The organism is Gilliamella sp. M0320, assembly GCF_016101635.1.
GTDB lineage: Bacteria > Pseudomonadota > Gammaproteobacteria > Enterobacterales > Orbaceae > Gilliamella > Gilliamella apis.
The window spans coordinates 66,646-85,732 of sequence record NZ_JACFQD010000007.1 but is presented as its reverse complement, the minus strand read 5'-3'; the positions used below and the strand labels follow the sequence as shown (position 1 = coordinate 85,732).

16 protein-coding genes are annotated in these 19,087 nt (G+C 34.1%); 8 read left to right on the top strand and 8 right to left on the bottom strand.

Annotation, left to right across the window (positions count from 1 at the left end; genetic code table 11):
- Nucleotide 1: 1 nt before the first annotated feature.
- A complete protein-coding gene (locus H3T83_RS09595) occupies nt 2-3,802 on the top strand; it encodes a translocation/assembly module TamB domain-containing protein (RefSeq protein WP_198215642.1) in 3,801 nt (1,266 codons plus the stop codon).
- A gap of 35 nt (nt 3,803-3,837) precedes the next feature.
- On the opposite strand, the gene mnmD is transcribed toward H3T83_RS09595, so the two are convergent.
- A complete protein-coding gene (mnmD, locus tag H3T83_RS09590; RefSeq protein WP_198215641.1) occupies nt 3,838-4,551 on the bottom strand; it encodes a tRNA (5-methylaminomethyl-2-thiouridine)(34)-methyltransferase MnmD in 714 nt (237 codons plus the stop codon).
- 86 nt (nt 4,552-4,637) lie between these two features.
- On the opposite strand from mnmD, the gene H3T83_RS09585 reads away from it, so the two are divergent.
- Together H3T83_RS09585 and cmoM are read left to right on the top strand one after the other, a co-directional pair.
- Entirely contained in the window at nt 4,638-5,366 is a 729-nt protein-coding gene (locus tag H3T83_RS09585; protein WP_198215640.1) for a 1-acylglycerol-3-phosphate O-acyltransferase, read from the top strand.
- A 5-nt stretch (nt 5,367-5,371) separates the two neighbouring features.
- Nucleotides 5,372-6,148, top strand: coding sequence for a tRNA uridine 5-oxyacetic acid(34) methyltransferase CmoM (gene cmoM / locus H3T83_RS09580; RefSeq protein WP_198215639.1), 777 nt, complete (start codon nt 5,372-5,374; stop codon nt 6,146-6,148).
- A 51-nt stretch (nt 6,149-6,199) separates the two neighbouring features.
- On the opposite strand, the gene H3T83_RS09575 is transcribed toward cmoM, so the two are convergent.
- The 4 genes from H3T83_RS09575 to H3T83_RS09560 all read right to left on the bottom strand — a co-directional run bounded on the left by H3T83_RS09575 (nt 6,200) and on the right by H3T83_RS09560 (nt 10,960).
- Nucleotides 6,200-7,540, bottom strand: a complete 1,341-nt coding sequence (locus H3T83_RS09575; protein WP_065651964.1) for a GntP family permease — start codon at nt 7,538-7,540, stop codon at nt 6,200-6,202.
- Between the two features lie 205 nt (nt 7,541-7,745).
- On the bottom strand, nt 7,746-8,747 hold the full coding sequence (gene pdxA, locus H3T83_RS09570) for a 4-hydroxythreonine-4-phosphate dehydrogenase PdxA (protein ID WP_198215638.1): 1,002 nt from the start codon (nt 8,745-8,747) through the stop codon (nt 7,746-7,748).
- A gap of 75 nt (nt 8,748-8,822) precedes the next feature.
- Nucleotides 8,823-10,121: a four-carbon acid sugar kinase family protein gene (locus tag H3T83_RS09565; RefSeq protein WP_086356910.1), complete on the bottom strand. Its 1,299-nt coding sequence runs from the start codon at nt 10,119-10,121 to the stop codon at nt 8,823-8,825.
- Nucleotides 10,122-10,204: 83 nt separating this feature from the next.
- Complete coding sequence (locus H3T83_RS09560; protein WP_086360826.1) at nt 10,205-10,960, bottom strand: DeoR/GlpR family DNA-binding transcription regulator; 756 nt, start codon at nt 10,958-10,960, stop codon at nt 10,205-10,207.
- A 240-nt stretch (nt 10,961-11,200) separates the two neighbouring features.
- On the opposite strand from H3T83_RS09560, the gene H3T83_RS09555 reads away from it, so the two are divergent.
- From H3T83_RS09555 to H3T83_RS09535, 5 genes are all read left to right on the top strand, one after another.
- Nucleotides 11,201-12,196, top strand: coding sequence for an SIS domain-containing protein (locus H3T83_RS09555; RefSeq protein ID WP_198215637.1), 996 nt, complete (start codon nt 11,201-11,203; stop codon nt 12,194-12,196).
- A gap of 121 nt (nt 12,197-12,317) precedes the next feature.
- Nucleotides 12,318-13,244 carry an ADP-glyceromanno-heptose 6-epimerase gene (gene rfaD / locus H3T83_RS09550; protein ID WP_086320175.1) on the top strand — a complete coding sequence of 309 codons (927 nt, stop codon included), beginning with the start codon at nt 12,318-12,320 and terminating at the stop codon, nt 13,242-13,244.
- 10 nt (nt 13,245-13,254) lie between these two features.
- Nucleotides 13,255-14,301 (top strand): ADP-heptose--LPS heptosyltransferase RfaF, encoded by a 1,047-nt coding sequence (rfaF, locus tag H3T83_RS09545; protein ID WP_110453289.1) that lies wholly within the window; start codon nt 13,255-13,257, stop codon nt 14,299-14,301.
- Between the two features lie 2 nt (nt 14,302-14,303).
- Complete coding sequence (gene rfaC / locus H3T83_RS09540) at nt 14,304-15,266, top strand: lipopolysaccharide heptosyltransferase RfaC (RefSeq protein WP_198215636.1); 963 nt, start codon at nt 14,304-14,306, stop codon at nt 15,264-15,266.
- Between the two features lie 37 nt (nt 15,267-15,303).
- Entirely contained in the window at nt 15,304-15,504 is a 201-nt protein-coding gene (locus tag H3T83_RS09535) for a YaeP family protein (protein ID WP_065579167.1), read from the top strand.
- Here H3T83_RS09535 and H3T83_RS09530 read toward each other — a convergent pair.
- The 3 genes from H3T83_RS09530 to trmA form a co-directional block, all read right to left on the bottom strand.
- Nucleotides 15,497-16,900 carry a heavy metal sensor histidine kinase gene (locus H3T83_RS09530; RefSeq protein WP_198215635.1) on the bottom strand — a complete coding sequence of 468 codons (1,404 nt, stop codon included), beginning with the start codon at nt 16,898-16,900 and terminating at the stop codon, nt 15,497-15,499. The two genes, H3T83_RS09535 and H3T83_RS09530, sit on opposite strands and share 8 nt — an antisense overlap.
- Nucleotides 16,887-17,573: a heavy metal response regulator transcription factor gene (locus tag H3T83_RS09525; RefSeq protein ID WP_034902561.1), complete on the bottom strand. Its 687-nt coding sequence runs from the start codon at nt 17,571-17,573 to the stop codon at nt 16,887-16,889. The genes H3T83_RS09530 and H3T83_RS09525 overlap by 14 nt, the downstream gene beginning before the upstream one ends.
- A gap of 360 nt (nt 17,574-17,933) precedes the next feature.
- Nucleotides 17,934-19,031, bottom strand: coding sequence for a tRNA (uridine(54)-C5)-methyltransferase TrmA (gene trmA, locus H3T83_RS09520; RefSeq protein WP_198215634.1), 1,098 nt, complete (start codon nt 19,029-19,031; stop codon nt 17,934-17,936).
- Nucleotides 19,032-19,087 lie beyond the last annotated feature (56 nt).

Below are 19,087 nucleotides of genomic sequence, written 5' to 3'. Positions count from 1 at the left end.
AATGGCAAAAAATCCAATAAGAGCAAAAAAGGTTGAAAAAATAAAACGAATACGTAAATGGAAAAAACGCAGCATTGTAGTGCTTTCCATTTTTGTTTTCCTTATCACTTTTACAATCTTAATGATTTACACATCTTTAGGTGTAAAGCTAACTACCTATGTTCTTAATAAATTTTTACCTGAATTAAAAATAGCCCAAGTTGAAGGTACATTCCATGATTTACATATTAAAGGGTTGTCACTTGAACTACCTGGTGTCAATGTACAGGTAAAAGATGCAACATTCAAATTGTCTGGTTTATGTTTAATACAAACAAAAATTTGTGTTAAACAATTTGATGCTGATGGAGTTAATGTTGTAATCAATACTAATGAATTGCAACTTTCACCTGATGAACCAACATCCGAAAAACGACGAATAATTAAAACGCCATTACCTATTGAGTTAAAACAAACCCATATTTCTGATGTCACTGTGAAAGTTGATGATATGCAATTTGGTATGTCAGACTTCACTGGAAAAGCTAACTGGGTCAACGAAAAAATCTATGTATTCCCGGCTGTTGCTATGGATTTACAGGCAATATTTGCAGATCACCCTGCAAAAAACTCTAACAACAAATTTGAAGATGATTTAGCACTTGATCAAAAAATTAAGCAACTATTTAATCAACCTTTGATAAATTCACTACCACAGGTTAGTATTCCACTCGATATTAATGTCACAAGTTTAAGCGGAAATAATTGGTTATTACATATAGCTGGGCAAGATTATCATTTTAACCAAGTGAATATAAAAACCGAGATGATTAATAATCATATTATGGTCAAACATGTCGACACTAATGCAACAACGCCTTATGTCAATGGACATGCCTATTTATCTGGTGAAATTACACTTGGCGATAATTGGCCTATTTTAGCTTCAATTAAGGTCGATACAGAAAAAAATCATCTTAATGGGCAGTTTTCAGGAAACTTATTAGGTAAATTATTTACTTATACTAATATTGCTGGTCTGAATCAAATTACCATTGAGGGACAAATCAATTTTATTGAGAAATATTTGCCTTTAATAACAAAATTAGACGGTAAACATATTCAATGGCCAATTGAAGGAGATCCACAATATCAGTTAGATAATTTTGCTATAAGCTTAAATGGTAATGCGCAAAAATATAATATGCTAGCTAAAGGTTTGATTAAGGGAGATGGCTTACCTGATACGTCTGTTGATATTGTTGGTGCTGGTACCAACCAATCTGCCTCTTTCGACCATGCCAATATCAAGTTTCCGCAAGGCGATATTAATCTTACTGGCCAACTAGATTGGCAAACTGCACTTAAATGGGATGCGAGTATTAACCTTAATAATGTCGATATTATTAAAGAGTTACCAACCTTCCCTATTCGCTTAGCCGGTCAACTAAAAACTTCGGGTATGCTTGAAGATGATATATGGCAATTAAATATTCCTGAGATACAGTTGAAAGGTAACATTAAGCAAGCTAATTTTTCAGCTAATGGCGACCTATTTGTTGATTCTAATCGAACGCTATCAACCAAAAATTTAGCTCTACTTTGGGGTAAAAACCAATTAAATATTAGTGGTTCTACTGATAAAGGTAATTTAAATAGCCAACTTAATTTAACATCTTTGTCATTATTAGCAGATGATCTAAATGGTACCATCAAAGGAAATATTAAAATGACAGGTAGTAAAAACTCACCTGTTATCGAAAGCAATATCAATATCGGCGACTTAACTTATGAAAATATTTCACTCGCAAAGGCTAATCTATCAGGAAAAATCCACTACACAGATCAACTTAGTGGACAATTGAAACTAATTGGTCAAAATATTGATATCGCTAACCAAAGTATTAAAAAAGCTAATATTGAACTATCAGGTAATGAAGCTCGTCACTCTTTAAATATAAATTTTGAAGGTAGTCCATTATCGATGGCTACATCATTAAATGGACAATTAGATAAACAACATTATAATTGGACCGCAAGTATACCGCATAGTTTACTTACATTAGCTAATAATAATCGTTGGCAATTAGCTAAACCTATTTCTCTATCATATGATTTAACTAACCACGTTCCAACTATAGGGGCACATTGTTGGCGTAGCAATAATTCTAGTATCTGTTTAGATAAATCATTATCAATAGCTAACAATAACCAGACATCTATTACATTAAAAGATATTGATCTTGCCAAATTACCTATTCCCAATGATGGTGAAACTAAAATTGATGGTTTTATTAATGGCAAAGCAGATATTAAATTCGATGATACTAGCAAAATTCCGAGTATTAAAGCCAATATAACCAGCAATAGAGTTTATATTAAACAGATGATAAGTAATCAAGCTTTACCAATTCCATTTGATCTGTTTAATATCAATGCTGAATTTAATGAACAACAGGCTAAATTAAATTGGCGTTTTGGTTTAAATAAATTAGGCAAAATAAATGGCGATCTATCCATAAATGATCCAACTGGAAAAAAAGATTTAAGTGGTCAACTCAATATTGATAATTTAGCCCTAGCAATTATTAATCCGCTATTGAGTAAAGATGAATATGCTAATGGCGCCATCAATGGAATGGTTAAATTTTCTGGTTCATTAATGGATCCTAGCTTAACCGGCGGTATTAATTTAAAACATAGCGACATAAAATCTAACCAATTACCAATCGATATCAAATCTGCTATGGTTGATATTAAATTCAATGGCAAAACTTCGACAATGAAAGGAATTTTGGCCACTAAATCAGGTAACATTAATATTAATGGTCAAGCTAGCTGGAATAATTTAGAAAAATGGCAAGCAACATTAAATGTTAATGGTGCTGCCATGGATGTCTCTGTACCGCCAATGATTGTCATGTCAGTCATTCCAGATATTAAAATAGAAGCAACCCAAGATGAACTGACAATTCTTGGTAAAGTTTCAATTCCTAAAGGCAAAATCACCGTTGATTCACTTCCACCATCAAGTATTGACGTGTCACCTGATGAAGTCATGTTGGATCAAAACCACAAACAGATTCAAGCTCAAAAATTTGGCATGAAAATAAATAGTCATATTGAAATCAATATTGGTGATAAAGTAACGGTAGATGCCTTTGGTTTGCAAGCCTCATTAAAAGGTAAACTCATTGCGACACAGACAAATAAAGGACTAGATTTACATGGTGAAATATTAATTCCTAATGGACGATTTCATGCTTATGGGCAAGACCTAATCATTAACAAAGGGATTATCACTTTTTCTGGACCAACAGATCAAGCTATGTTAGATATAGAAGCCATTCGTAATCCTGATTCCATGGATAACAGTAATATTACAGCAGGTATTCGAGTTAAGGGGTCATCAACAGATCCTAAAATTGAGATTTTCTCTGATCCAGCTATGTCACAACAAGAAGCGCTTTCTTATCTAATTCGAGGCCAAGGTCTTGATAGTTCTGATCAAAGCGATAATGATATGATGACAGCGTTTTTAGTTGGTGTTGGAACCGCCAAAACAGGACAATTCATCGGTGATATTGGTAATGCATTTGGCATCAAGAATCTTTCTTTAGACACTCAAGGGGCAGGTAATAATTCAAAAGTGGTAGTAAGTGGTTATATATTACCTCATTTACAATTAAAATATGGTGTAGGTATATTCGACTCACTAGCTACATTTACCTTGCGCTATCGTTTATTGCCAAATTTATATGTCGAAGCAGCTTCTGGTATTGCGCAAACATTAGATCTAATCTACCAATTCGAGTTTAATTAATATTAGTTCGCCAAAAGTTAAATTGGCGAACTAATTTAGATTTTTTGGCCGATTAGCATTTCACGTTTTAGACCAAATCCTTTACGTTTTTCGACATTAAATCCAGCATTGATTAAATTACGTCGGACAAAACCTGCTGCAGTAAATGTTGCAAAGGTTCCTTTTTCTCTTGTTAATTGATAACAATGTTTAAATAGGGATTCATTCCACATATCTGGATTTTTGGCTGGCGAAAAACCATCAAAAAACCATGCATCAATAAAACTATTTTGTTGAACTAAGAAATCGGCATAGCAGCTTATATCGTCATAGCATATCAATAAATTCACTTCTTCTAAGCTATCAACATCAGATCTTTTTAAAGAATCTTGTAATTGCTTAGCTAGTGGCCATAATGCATCATTGTGATTAATAACTTTATTATGAATTTTTGACATTTCGCTGGCAGATAGAGGATATTTCTCAACACTAAAAAAATTTAATTTTTTCAAATTACTATTTGGATTTTTTCGTCTAAATTGTTTAAACGTTTGCCAAGTAATTAAAAAACTTAAACCAGAACCAAAACCAGTTTCACCAATAGTAAACGTCTCTTGCTGATGTTGTAAAAATCTGTCATATAAACAATTCCCTTCAATAAAGACATAACGAGTTTCATCTACTGCACCGTCAGTATTAAAATAAACATCATCAAAGTAACGGGAAATTGGAATTTGATTATCATTCCAAATGATAGTTGATTCGTGCATAAACATCCTTTAAAGCGATATTTAACAAACTGTATATTCATATAGATTACGTATATAATACGCTAAGTTAACTTATGAGGTAAATTATGGTTTTTCTTTTTCGCTTAATCAGTGTGTTATTCATTGGTATTATAACTTGTGTACTAGGCGTTATTTTTTGTTTATTCAATCCTCGCAATCCCAAAAATGTGGCTAGATTTGCCCATCTTTTTAGTTTTTTCTTTAAACCAATATTAGGGGTAAAAGTTGATACTCGTAAATATCCTGAAATTGAAAAACTAGGTAGCTGTGTATTTATCGCCAATCACCAAAATAATTATGATATGGTTGTGGCCGCTGATATTGTACAACCGAAAACCGTCACTGTCGGCAAAAAAAGTCTGGCACTGATCCCTTTCTTTGGGCAACTTTATTACCTTACCGGCAATATTTTAATTGACCGTAACAATAAATCAAAAGCCCGAGATACGATTAATTTCGTCGTTAAAGAGATAAAAAAACGTGAAATATCAATCTGGATGTTTCCGGAAGGTACTCGTAGTCGTGGTCGAGGATTATTGCCATTTAAAACTGGTGCTTTTAAAGCTGCTATTGCCGCGGGGGTACCTATTGTGCCTATCTGTGTATCAGATACTAATAATATAAAGTTAAATCGACTTAATAATGGTCATATGATTGTCGAGATGTTGCCACCGATTGCGACCAAAGATTTAAGCAAAGAAGATGCAAGAACTTTAATGGAAGAGTGCTATCAACAAATGTCAGAAAAAATTGCGCAAATTAATTTGGAAGTAACTAAATTAAATAATCAGTAATCATTATGACTAAAACCGATCGTAATTTTGATGATATCAGCCATAAATTCGCTAAAAATATTTATGGCACAAACAAAGGCAAGATTCGCGAAGCTATCGTTTGGCAAGAGCTAGAAAATATATTAGCTAGCTATCCAACAAATAAACCATTAACTATTTTAGATGCAGGCGGTGGACAAGGTCAGATTGCTTGTCGATTAGCAAAATTAGGTCATAATATTACTGTTTGTGATATTTCCGAACAAATGCTCGAATTAGCAAAAAAGCAAGCTGAACAAGAAAATCTAAGTTTAAATTTTATTCATTGCCCTATTCAAAATCTGAATCAATTCATTGAAACACAATTTGATATTGTGATTTGTCATGCCGTTTTAGAATGGGTAGCCGATCCAATCCAAATAATACAGTCGCTCAAACAATACCTTAAACAAGATGGTTATTTGTCATTAATGTTCTATAACTATCACGGGCTATTATTTAAAACAGTAACTTTAGGTAATTTTGGTTACACTCAATCGGGACTGGCCAAACGCAAAAAGAAAACCTTATCACCTGATTATCCCCGCGATCCAAATCACGTGTATCAATGGTTAAACCAACAAAATTTTGAGATCATCAATAAAACTGGGATTCGGGTCTTTCACGACTATTTAACCAATAAGTCAAAAGCCGAAACACATTTCTCAGAGTTATTAGAAATTGAAAAACAGTTTTGCCAAACTGAACCCTATCTCAGTTTGGCAAGGTATATTTTAGTTACCGCAAAAATTAATAATAACTAATTTAGAGAAAAGATTAGGGGAAGCATATTCCTTTACACTACCCCTATTTTCTTAGAAGAAAATGGCATTAACAATTAATAATGTCACTGTTCCTGCGGCCCATAATACCGTTGAAGTAATACTCCAAACTTTAATTTGTTCTTTAACTTCTGTTACCCCTAATGAACGATTAACTACCCAAAAATAAGCATCATTGAAGTGAGAAAACATAAAAGAACCAATTGAGCACCCTAACCCGGCCATAATTGGATTTACACCTAAGGTGCCAATCATTGGTGCAGTAATACTCGCTGCGGTAATCATGGCAACGACACCAGAACCTTGAATTAAGCGAATCAAAGTTGAAATCGTCAATGGTAACAAAATACCAGGCACACCAATTTTAACAATATATTCAGCAATAATTTGACCTGTTCCTGAGTCACGTAACACCATTCCTAATGCGCCACCACCGCCAATAACCAGCAATATAATACCAGCAGAGCGAATTGAATTTTCCATTTGATGCACAACATCTTTTCGAGGAAATGAGTTAGTTAATGCCATGATAGCAATTAATAATCCAATGCCCACAGCTACAATTGGGTGTCCAATTGTTTTTAACATAATGGCAATCGAACTATCCCATTTCATTTCATTTACTAAAGTAGCGGTTAATATCAAAATAATCGGAGTTACAATTGGTGCAAACGATGCTAATGCACTAGGTAATTGTTGATCATCTTCTAAATTTTGCGAAGTAACTGTTAGACGTTCACGGGTAAAATTCTCACCATCCTCCGTTGGAATTTGATAAATACTACGACCAACATGGCGAGTATAAATAAATCCAGCAATAGTAATAGGTATAGCTACAACCATTGCCCATAGCATATATTCACCAAGGCCAATACCAAATTGTGAAACAACACCAAATGGTCCTACCGCTGGTGGAATCATACTGTGGCTAATAACTAGACCCATAGCCAATGTTGAACCAAGTCCGACGACAGATTTACCTGTACTACGAGAAATTGCTTTCACTAATGGTAATAGAACGATAAATGCTGAATCACAAAATACAGCTAAACTTACTAATAAACCGATAATGACTAATGCTAACTCTTCCCTGCCTTTTCCTAAAAGGTTAATAAAAACTTGAGCCATTTTTTGTGCAGCACCACTCATCTGCAAAACTGACCCCATCATAACGCCAAAACCAATAACGATCCCTATGTTACCGAGCGTATTACCAAAGCCTTTACTAATCGTTGCGATCATAAATTCACCAGGCATACCACCCAGTGAGCCAGTAATTAAAGCGGATATAATCAATGCAGGAAATGCCTGAATTCTTGTCTTTAAAATCATAAATAGTAACAAAGTAATTGCAACGAGTAAGCCGGCAACCATTCGCCAGCTGCTCTTCTCAATACTATGTAAACTTCCTAGATAAAAAACAATTAATCCGACAACCACTAAAATAATGCCATTTAATAAGACATAAGGATAAAGTGATTTATTATTATTTTCTTTTTTAGACATATGCAAACCCTCCTTCGATAATGACATAATCATTACCGAAAAATAAATTGTTATAAGTAATAATAGCTACTTATTAACGTTTGAAATTCGGTGCGTATAGCGCAGCTAAACGTATAGCCTCAATCAAACTCACTGGATTAGCGATTCCTTTTCCGGCAATATCATTTGCTGTCCCATGGTCAACAGATGTACGAAGAATCGGCATTCCATTAGTGATAGAAATGGTACGATGAAAATCCACCATTTTCGTTGCAATATGACCTTGGTCATGATACGGAGATAAAACAGCATCATAGCCGCCACCCATAGCAAAATGGAAAACACTATCAGCCGGTTTAGGACCATTAATATCAATCCCTTGTTTACGGGCCATTTCAATACCGGGTAATAGAACATCATCATCCTCATGACCAAAAAGGCCATGCTCTCCGCAATGTGGATTAATACCGGCAACCGTCATTCTAGGTTTATTGATCCCCAATTTAACCAATGCATCATTACAACGAATAGCATAATCACAGACTCTTTCTGGCGTTAATGATTCAATGGCTTTGACTAGTGCTAAATGACGAGTTAAGAAAAACACCCGCAAATCTCGAACTTGAAACATAGTAAGCGGGTCTTGACTACCGGTAAGATCTGCTAATATCTCGGTATGACCTATATAGTTAACCTTACCAGCTTTAAGTGATTCTTTATTGATAGGCGTTGTTGCAATGGCATCAAGTTTTTTTTCCATAGCAAGCTCTGTGATAACTTTAATATAGTTGAATGCAGCTTGACCGCATTGCCCTTCAATTTGGCCAATTTTAAACGTATCATAATTTAATTCGCCACACTGAATAAGATTTAATACATTAGGTTTATCTTGTATTTGAGTTAGATCGGTAATTTCATTAATCTGTAAGTTAACTTTTGAAAACTTACACGCATCAGCTAACACCTTTTTATCGCCAGTTACCAGTACACATCCATATTCATAGGTTTCTGGTGCTGCAATACTTTTCACGACAATTTCAGGACCTATACCAGCAGGATCTCCCATAGGGACTCCGATTAAACAACGACGTTTCATTTATTACTCCTTTAAAATTACTCAAAATTTGCTCAACTTATGTTGTTTTATCTAAGTTGAACTAGTTATAAGGTATTAATGCTTCAAGCTTTCATGTGATGAAATCTTGGTACTCAAATAATCGATACAATGGACTAACGTATTATCGTTACCGACAAATCCACCTTTCGTTACTATCGAATAACCATCACATTTCCCACCGACAAGGTGTCCATAAACCGTTAATGGTTCAACTTCATCTTTAAGTAAGAAACCACTACTTCCTAATCGATTTACAACATTTACCGTGACATCTCCACCACTGGTATAAATACCTCTAATAATAGATTCAGGGTGGAATAAGACTTGAGCAGTTATTTCGGCAATAGCTTGATTCAAGGTATTACTAATTTCACTCATACTCATATTATTGTTAGCAGCTAACTTGGCTAAATCACAAACATGCTCTGGCATTTCAACGGTATCAATGCCGATCACATCAAATTGATCAACCTTTTCCAGTAATTTATCTACAATTGGTTTAGCTTTCTTGATGTCTTTAGAAATTTCTATCAATTCATCAACCAATATCGTTTCTAACCAAACTTTTCGGTCATATTTCAATTTTCTTATTTGTCTTTGAGTAAGATCAGACACACTACCTATTGCAACAAATACTTTGTTGGCCATCTTTCGTTCTGATGAATAACGTAGATCGGCAAATTGGGCAGTAAATGGCCCCGGATCAACACAAAAAACAGGCAAATTAACATTATTTGCTGCTTGCGCTATCACACTAATGTCGGTATCCGTAGTAGCATCAAATATGACAATACGACCACCTTGTTGATATATTTGTTTTAAACGCTGCTCAATTCTATCTTTACCTTCTAAAACATCCTTGAGAGTAATATGTGAGACAGGATATCGAGATTGGCAACGAAATAATTCTAAAATTGAAGACTCCGTCATCGGATTTTTAGGATCATTACGCATTGCTGTATTCTGTAATGGCACACCATTAACTAATAAAGAACCGCCAACACAAATTCGATCACTAGATGGATACACAGGTACAACCAAAGCCATAAGATTAGGGTCATTGTCAATAACCGCATCAACTTCTGCCCCTAGATTACCTCGCAACGTTGAGTCTATACGTTTACTAATTAAAGGTTGATATTTACTAAACTGGCTTATGCAATCGACAACCCGTGAATACGCTTCTTTATAAGGTATTGAACGTGAATCAGTTGCAAACGAAATCACATCAAATCTAGAAAGATCTTCATTAAATTTTTCTAAACATGTAATTGCATTAAACCCTTTTTTGCTTAATAAAGCACAGGTAGCATTAGCACCTGTCAAATCATCAGCTACAACGGCAACTTTCATATTTTTGCTTCCTCTCAAAAATTAAGCTCACTAAATGAACTTTTATACATCTACCAAAATTAACTAAATATTAGTTACATCAGTTAATAAATATATTTAATGTCCTGTTTTATTAATTGTTTTTCAAAATTACTAGGAAATTGTTTTTCAGTTATAAGATAATTAAATCGATTTAAATCGCAGATTTTAAAACGACATCTAAGCCCCAATTTACTGCTATCAACCAAAAGAACCGATTGAATAGATCTAGATAATGCCATCCATTTACAGTCAGCTTTAATCTGTGTTGTGGTCAATGCACCATCTTCTAGATTAAAACCATCTGCGCCAATAAAAGCTAAATCAATAACCTGTTCTGAAAGATACTTCATGGCTTGAGTGTTATAAGCTGAGGCATTTGTAGTTTGTATTTCACCAGGACAAATAATCGTATTCACCTCTGGCCGAGAAGATAACTCCAAGGCCACATGTAAATCTAAAGTAATCACTGTAATTGGAACATTGATATTCAAGGCAAATTCACGCATCGTTGTTCCTGCATCAATAAAAATTACCATCCCTGGTTGTAATAAACTTACCGCTATTTTCCCTACTCTTTTCTTACCTTCAGAAAATCGATTCTGTTTGATGTTATATAGGGGGGTGCCATTTAAAAAACTTCTTTTTATTTCACCTCCATACGATACTTTTATTAATCCCTTTTCTTGTAAAAGTTTTAAGTCCCGTCTGATGCTCATATGAGAAACGGAAAATAAATTAGATAGTAAATTGATGTTGGCAACATCATATTCATCTAAGTACTCTAAAATTCTTTTATATCTTGGTAGTTCTTGTTTCATAGTGAGTTACCCAATTAAGTTGGCGTCATTGTAGTAATAAAATAATCAACAAAATGTTAATGTTTTAACACTTTCACAACCGGGTTTAACAAATGTGATCTGAATCAAACTTTCACTTTTTCTTAGTTAGTTTTTTGTGAATCAATAAAATTATCTTCAGTTTTATGCATACAATTTCTATATCTACTAATGCAAGCTTCATCAGAGTTAATTTAATTCATAAATAAGGATAATTTGGATATGGCAACAAAATCAGAAGATTTTCAAGTATGCAAAAATGAAACGTTACAACTAGCCAAACAAGTTCTAAAACAAGAGGCTGCTGCAATAGAAGAAATTGTTAACTCAATTAATGAAACTTTTTTCCATGCTGTAGAATTAATTTTGCATACCAAAGGAAGAGTTATCGTGACAGGAATGGGAAAACCTGGCTATATTGCTCGTAAACTTTCCGCTACATTTATGAGCACAGGTACTCCGTCTTTTTATTTGCATCCAGCAGAAGCTATTCACGGTGATTTAGGTTGCATTACCAAAGATGACACTATTATTGCCCTCTCAAACAGTGGAGAAACAGCCGAAATTATTAATATTTTACCGACCATAAAACAAATTAATATTCCGTTAATCTCAATTTGTGGTAATCCATTATCAACCTTAGCTCGCTTTGCAACCTACAATTTAGATGCCCATGTAGACCAAGAAGCATGCCCTCTCAATTTAGCACCAACAACAAGTACAACGGTAGAATTAGCCTTAAGTGATGCACTAGCAATATCAGTGATGCATGCAAAGAAATTTAGCTCACAAGATTTTGCTTTTTATCATCCAGGCGGAAATCTAGGCCAAATACGTTTAATGACAGTGCAACAGTTAGTTGAAAAACATAGTAGAAAGGTTGCTATTACTGCAGAAAAATCTATTTCTGACGCTATTTTTGCTATGACAAATTCGGGGATAGGAGCTGTTGCGATAGTTGATAACAACAATGTATTACTTGGCATAATTACCGATGGTGATATTCGTAGACAATTACAATATCACTCTAATCTGTTAGATATTCAAGTTTCTGAGTTAATGATAACCACACCAATAACTATTGAACATAGCCAATATGTATCTGAGGCTTTACATAAAATGGAACAACATAAACCTAGACCAATAACCGTTTTACCTGTGATTGATAATAAAAAACAATTTATTGGCATGATTCATATCACAGATATATATCACTAAATCAAATTTTATGATCATCAAGTAACAACAAACAAAATTAAGATAACTAAAAGAGCACTCGAAAATTTGCCAATAAATCGTTATTATAGTGCCATTAATTTTATTAGTTAAAGGTGTCATTATGATAGTTGTTACTGGCGGTGCAGGTTTTATTGGAAGTAATATTGTAAAAGGTTTGAATGAGTTAGGCCGAAAAGATATTTTAGTAGTAGACGATTTAACCGATGGTACTAAATTTGCCAACTTAGCAGATTTAGATATTGCTGATTATATGGATAAAGATGAGTTTATTTCAGCAATAGTCTCCGGTGAAAATCTGGATATTGAAGTTATTTTTCATCAAGGAGCTTGTTCATCTACTACTGAATGGGATGGCAAATTTATGATGGAAAATAATTACAACTATTCAAAAGATTTGCTGCATTATTGTTTAGATTTTGATATTCCTTTTTTATACGCTTCTTCCGCCGCAACTTATGGAGGACGTAGTGACAATTTTATTGAAGATAGAGTTTATGAAAAACCTTTGAATGTATATGGTTATTCAAAGTTTTTATTCGACCAGTACGTACGAGAAATTTTACCTAATGCAAGTTCACAAATTTGTGGTTTTCGTTATTTCAATGTCTATGGACCTCGTGAAAACCATAAAGGTAGCATGGCTAGCGTTGCTTACCACTTGAATGAACAAATAATTAAAGGAGAAAAGCCTAAATTATTTGCTGGCAGTGATAATTTTAAACGTGATTTCATTTACGTTGGCGATGTGGTTGAAGTTAATTTATGGTTCTGGAAAAACAAAGTTTCTGGCATTTTTAATTGTGGAACTGGTCGTGCTGAATCATTCCAATCGGTCGCTGATGCAGTATTAGACTATCATCACAAAGGCGAAATCGATTATATTCCATTCCCTGAACACTTAAAAGGACGCTATCAAAGCTTTACTCAAGCTGATCTGACTAAATTCAGAAAAACAGGTTGTCCAATTGAGTTTAAAACAGTGTCTCAAGGAACAACTGAATATATGCAATGGTTAAACCAACAATAAAGGAACCGCAATGAAAACGTTGATTATTGGTCCTTCATGGGTTGGTGACATGATGATGTCACAAAGCTTATATCGCACATTAAAACAATTAGATCCATCTATTGAAATTGATGTGATGGCACCAACTTGGTGCCGAGCTTTGTTAGATAAAATGCCTGAAGTAAATCAATCAATTGCTATGCCTATTAGCCATGGTGAGTTTGCTTTAAGCAAACGTTATCAGTTAGGAAAGGAATTACGCAATAATCAATACGACCAAGCAATCATCTTACCTAATTCATTTAAATCGGCACTTATTCCTTTTTTTGCTAAAATTGCTAAACGTACAGGTTGGAAAGGTGAGATGCGTTATGGCTTATTAAATGATTTAAGAGTGCTGGATAAACAAGCCTTTCCATTAATGGTAGAACGCTATGTCGCTCTAGCCTACCCTAAACAAGATATTCATTCAGCTAAAGATCTGCCTCAACCAATTTTGTGGCCAAAGCTTAGTGTTGAAAAAGATGAAGTAGATCAAGCATTAGCAACGTTTAATATTCCTAGTGACGTGCCTTTAATCGGTTTCTGTCCTGGTGCTGAATTTGGTCCAGCCAAACGTTGGCCTGATTATCACTATGCTGCGTTAGCTGATTTAATCGTAAAACAGCATGCTAAAATTATTATTTTCGGTTCAGCAAAAGATAAAATAGTTGGCGAACAAATCATTGCCAAAATGAATCTTGGAGAACAATGCATTAACCTTGCTGGACAAACTGAATTAGGACAAGCAATAAATCTGATTGCTGCGTGTAAAGCTGTCGTCACCAATGACTCAGGGCTTATGCATGTAGCTGCAGCTCTAGATAAACCTTTAGTCGCACTCTATGGGCCAAGTAGTCCTGATTTTACCCCGCCACTATCCGATAAAGCTGAAGTGATCCGTTTAATCACTGGCTATCATCGCGTTCGTAAAGGTGATGCAGAACAAGGATATCATCAAAGCCTTATTGATATAAAACCAGATTTAGTATTTGAAACATTAATGAAACTTATTGTTCGCTGCGAAAAGAGCCGTTAATTATGCGCGTGTTAATTGTTAAAACTTCATCTATGGGTGATGTATTGCATACTTTACCTGCTTTAACTGATGCAGCTAACTGCATACCTGATATAACATTTGATTGGGTTGTTGAAGAAAACTTTTGTCAAATTCCCAGTTGGCATTTTGCAGTAAATGACGTCATTCCGGTTGCAATTAGACGTTGGCGAAAAAACTGGTTCGCTAAGAATATCCGTCAAGAACGCCATCAATTTATAGAACACTTACAGCGTCAACAGTATGATTGCATTATTGATGCTCAAGGGCTAATTAAAAGTGCATTTTTAATCACTCGTAAAGCGAAAGGTATCAAACATGGTTTGGATCGCCAAAGCATAAAAGAACCAATTGCAAGTTGGTTTTATGACGTAAAACATCATGTTCCTAAACAGATGCATGCAATTGAACGTGTCCGTATGTTATTTGCTAAAAGTCTTAGCTACTCACAACCAGATTCGATTGGTGACTATGCTATTGCTGATCATTTTTTAACATCATTACCACCTGATAACCAAAAATATTTGATTTTCCTACATGCAACTACCCGTGATGAAAAACATTGGACTGAATCGGCATGGCGTAATTTAATTGAGCTGATTGAACCTACTGGTCTAAAAGTTAAACTTCCATGGGGAGCTCCACATGAACAAGAACGTGCATTACGTTTAGCTCAAGGGTTCAAACATGTTGAAGTATTACCTAAATTATCTCTTAATGAAATTGCAACGGTTATTGCCGGCGCCAAAGCTGTAGTATCCGTCGATACAGGACTAAGCCACTTAACAGCAGCATTGGATAGACCTAATATTACTTTATTTGGCAATACCGATCCGAAACTTATTGGCGGATATGGTAAAAACCAGCATAGCATCATTTCCACAGATAAAACGATGCAATCCATAACTGCTGATGAAATTTATCAACAGTTAATAACATTTATTTAAATCATATTTAAATTATTTTAATCAGTAGGATAGTAAAATGAACAAATATAGTGAGTTAATTCGGGAAAAATATGCACAAATTGGTAGTAATGATTTAGGTTATATTGATGATGCTTTAGGTGCGGTAATGACAGTTCTCAATGAGATAGTTGATAATCAACAAGTACCTGCTGAATTACGAGAAAAAGCTGCCTATGCGGCAGCTAATCTACTAATAAGTGATTTTGACGTTAAATAACGGTAGGAAGTTTGATAATAAATCGAGTTGATAAATCATCAGATTCGACATGAATATGACCTTTATGCGTGTCGATAATAGATTTAACGATTGCTAAACCAATCCCTGTTCCTGAGCTATCTTTACCATTACGATGCCGAGATTCATCGACTCGATAGAAACGATCAAAAAGATGTGGTAAATGGCGACTTTCAATCTTTTTACCTGGGTTTGCAATAATAATTTGAATTCGTTTTTGATTCACTTGACTCAAGCTAATTTTGATTGTCTTATTTGTAGGGGTATAACGAATGGCATTGGATAAGATATTACTTATCGCTCGTCCTAACATCATTTTATCGCCTTCAATATGAGAACAACTACCTTCGATATCAAAAGTAATATTTTTTTCATCCGCTAGAGGTTCAAAATATTCACACATCAAACTGATCATGGAGTGCAAATCAATATCGATAAGGTTAGGAACCAATTGATGATTATCTGCTTGAGCCAAAAACAACATATCAGAAATCATCTGAGACATTTTTTCATACTCTTCTAAATTAGAATATAAAATTTCTCGATATTCATCGGTTGACCTCGCATTATTCAATACTATTTGCGTTTGTGTGGTTAAATTAGTAATTGGCGTGCGCATTTCATGAGCGATATCAGCAGTAAAATTGCGTTGCCGATCAAAAACATCTTCCATTCGATGAAGCATATTATTAAAAGCTTTAACCAAACTAACATATTTCACCGGTACTGATTTGGTTGAAATACGATAATTTAAACTTTTCATATTAATGCCTTCAATCTTTTTAATTAAACGATTGATCGGTTTTTGCGTAAAATATATTGAAATTAATGACCCTATTAAAGCCAAAACACAAGAAATAGCAATAAGTAAACCTAAACCATTTCTCAATCGCTTAATAAATTCAAGTTGTAAATCACGCGCTACTGCAACTATCGTCGTATATTGGCGACCTTCCTCCAATAGTACTCTAGAGGCTCCGATACGATAAGACGATTTATCAATATTCCAAATTGCAGTACTATTTTCAGTAATTAAACGATCAAAATCTTGTTGCGATAAAGCAATAGATAGATTTGGCCCTCGGGTACGATAGACAATTTTTCCTGAATCATCAATAATATAAACAAATAAGTGATGATGACCGGTTAAAATAAGTAAAAGATTTTGAAAAAATTCATCACGGTTTTCATCGGGCGAATAATAGGTAAGCTCACGCTCGATTGAGGTGATGACAGAATTCAGTTCTGTGACATTTTGTTGAATCGAAATTTTTTCAAATGTATGTTCAATAAGATAGCTAAAACAATAAAGTAGCCCACATGTCAGTAGGCATACAATAAGTGGTATACGAAATGATATGATGTTAGTTTTCTTCATCCAATACATCTAATTTATATCCCATTCCTCGGACCGTATGAATCAATTTTGGTTCAAAATCAGCATCGATCTTGTTACGCAAACGCCTAATTGCTACATCAATAACATTGGTATCACTGTCAAAATTCATATCCCATACTTGGGAAGCGATGAGTGATCTAGGGAGCACTTCACCAGGATAACGTAAAAAATATTCCAGTAATAAAAACTCTTTATTGGTTAAATCAATTCTTTTATCACCTCTGGTTACGGTTCGTTTAGGTAAGTCCATAACAAGATCTGCGATACTTAATTGATAATTATTAACTTGTGGTACATTTCGTCTTAATAATGACTTAACTCTTGCTAATAGTTCGGCAAAAGAAAATGGTTTAACTAAATAATCATCAGCGCCTAAATTGAGCCCTTTAACTTTATCTTCAACACTTCCCATTGCAGTTAAAAGAATAATTTGCGTGTCTTTACCTGCTTCACGTAAAGACTGAACTATTTTCCAACCAACAATATCAGGGAGCATTACATCTAGAATAATTAAATCATAATCTTCAGTCATTGCGCGATGATAGCCATCTAAGCCATTATCTGTGAGATCAACAATAAATCCTGACTCAACTAATCCTTGGCGTAGATATTCACCTGTTTTTTGTTCATCTTCAACAACTAACAATTTCATATTGAATATTCCTTAATGTTCTATCAGGTTATCGAAATTGCATAATGCAGTAATAGGATATATGAAAAAGGGAAATGACATCATGACAATTTAATGACTATTTTGTAACCTCAACGTCATTAATCAGTCGGTTTTGATTTGTTATAGTATCGCCACAATGATTCATGAGGCTAGACAGTATTGTTTCATTGTTTTATTTCCTTTCATCCATTCCTTGCAATTTAATGCAGCCCTAGTTGATCTAGGGTTTTTTTTTGCCTTTAATACTTACTGATGTAAATTTATTTATGGATTACGGCTAATTCACTATAAAACTAATTTTATTTTAGCAAATTTAACCGTAATTGAATATGTTTGATATTAGTTTTTACGAAGAACAATACCCGTTTCAATATGATCGGTATAAGGAAATTGATCGAACATGGCAAAATGTTCAATATGATGCGTTTTGGTAAGTTGTTCTAAATTATTTTTTAACGTATTCGGATTACAAGAAATATAGATAATCCTTTGATAACTTTGGATAATCTCAAGCGTATTATTATCTAATCCTGCTCTTGGTGGATCGACTAATACGGTTTGACATTGATAATCATCTAAATTAATGCCCTGCAATCGATTAAATTGTCGTTCTTTTTTAATTGCACTGGTAAATTCTTCGGCCGATAATCTGGCAATAATTAAGTTATCAATATTATTGATTTTGATATTATGTTGCGCTGAATAGACCGAAGCTTTGGCAATCTCGGTCGCTAACACCTTACGAAAATTTTGTGCCAAGGCAATCGAAAAATTACCGTTACCACAATAAAATTCTAGAAGATCACCTTTAGAATCTTTAGTAACCGATATTGCCCACTCCAACATTTTAATGTTGATAGCAGCATTAGGTTGAGTAAAACTGTTTTCTACTTGTCGATAACTAAAGTTCTTATCAAATATGGGCAAAACCTCATCGACATAATCAACATTTACCGCAATTTTTTGATTACTAGCTCGACCTACCAAATTGGCAATAATACCCTGCTCAGCTAATTGTTGTTTTAAACGCTCAGCTTCTATTATCCATTGGTCATCTAATTTTTTATGATATAAGAGTGTTATTAATAACTGGCCGCTCAACGTGGAAAAATAATCAATCTGAAAAAGTTGATGGCGCAACTTATCATTATATTGAAGTAACGGTAAAATTGTTTGCATGGCACGATTAATTAATTGTGATGCAATTGGAAAACTATCAATTCTTACTCTTTTTTTAGTTTTTTTATCATACATAATATGATAAAGCTCCTCACCGTTGTGCCAAATTCTAAATTCAGCTCGCATACGATAGTGACTAATTGGTGAAGAGAAAACCTGTAAATCGGGTAATGAAAAATCAGATAATAATATTTTTAAATTGGTTATTTTATTTTGTAACTGCTGGTTATATTTGTCGTTAGAAAAAGATTCTGTCATATTTATAATTCGATCATCAATTTAGATAAAGTGTGAATAGTACTCGCTATCTTATA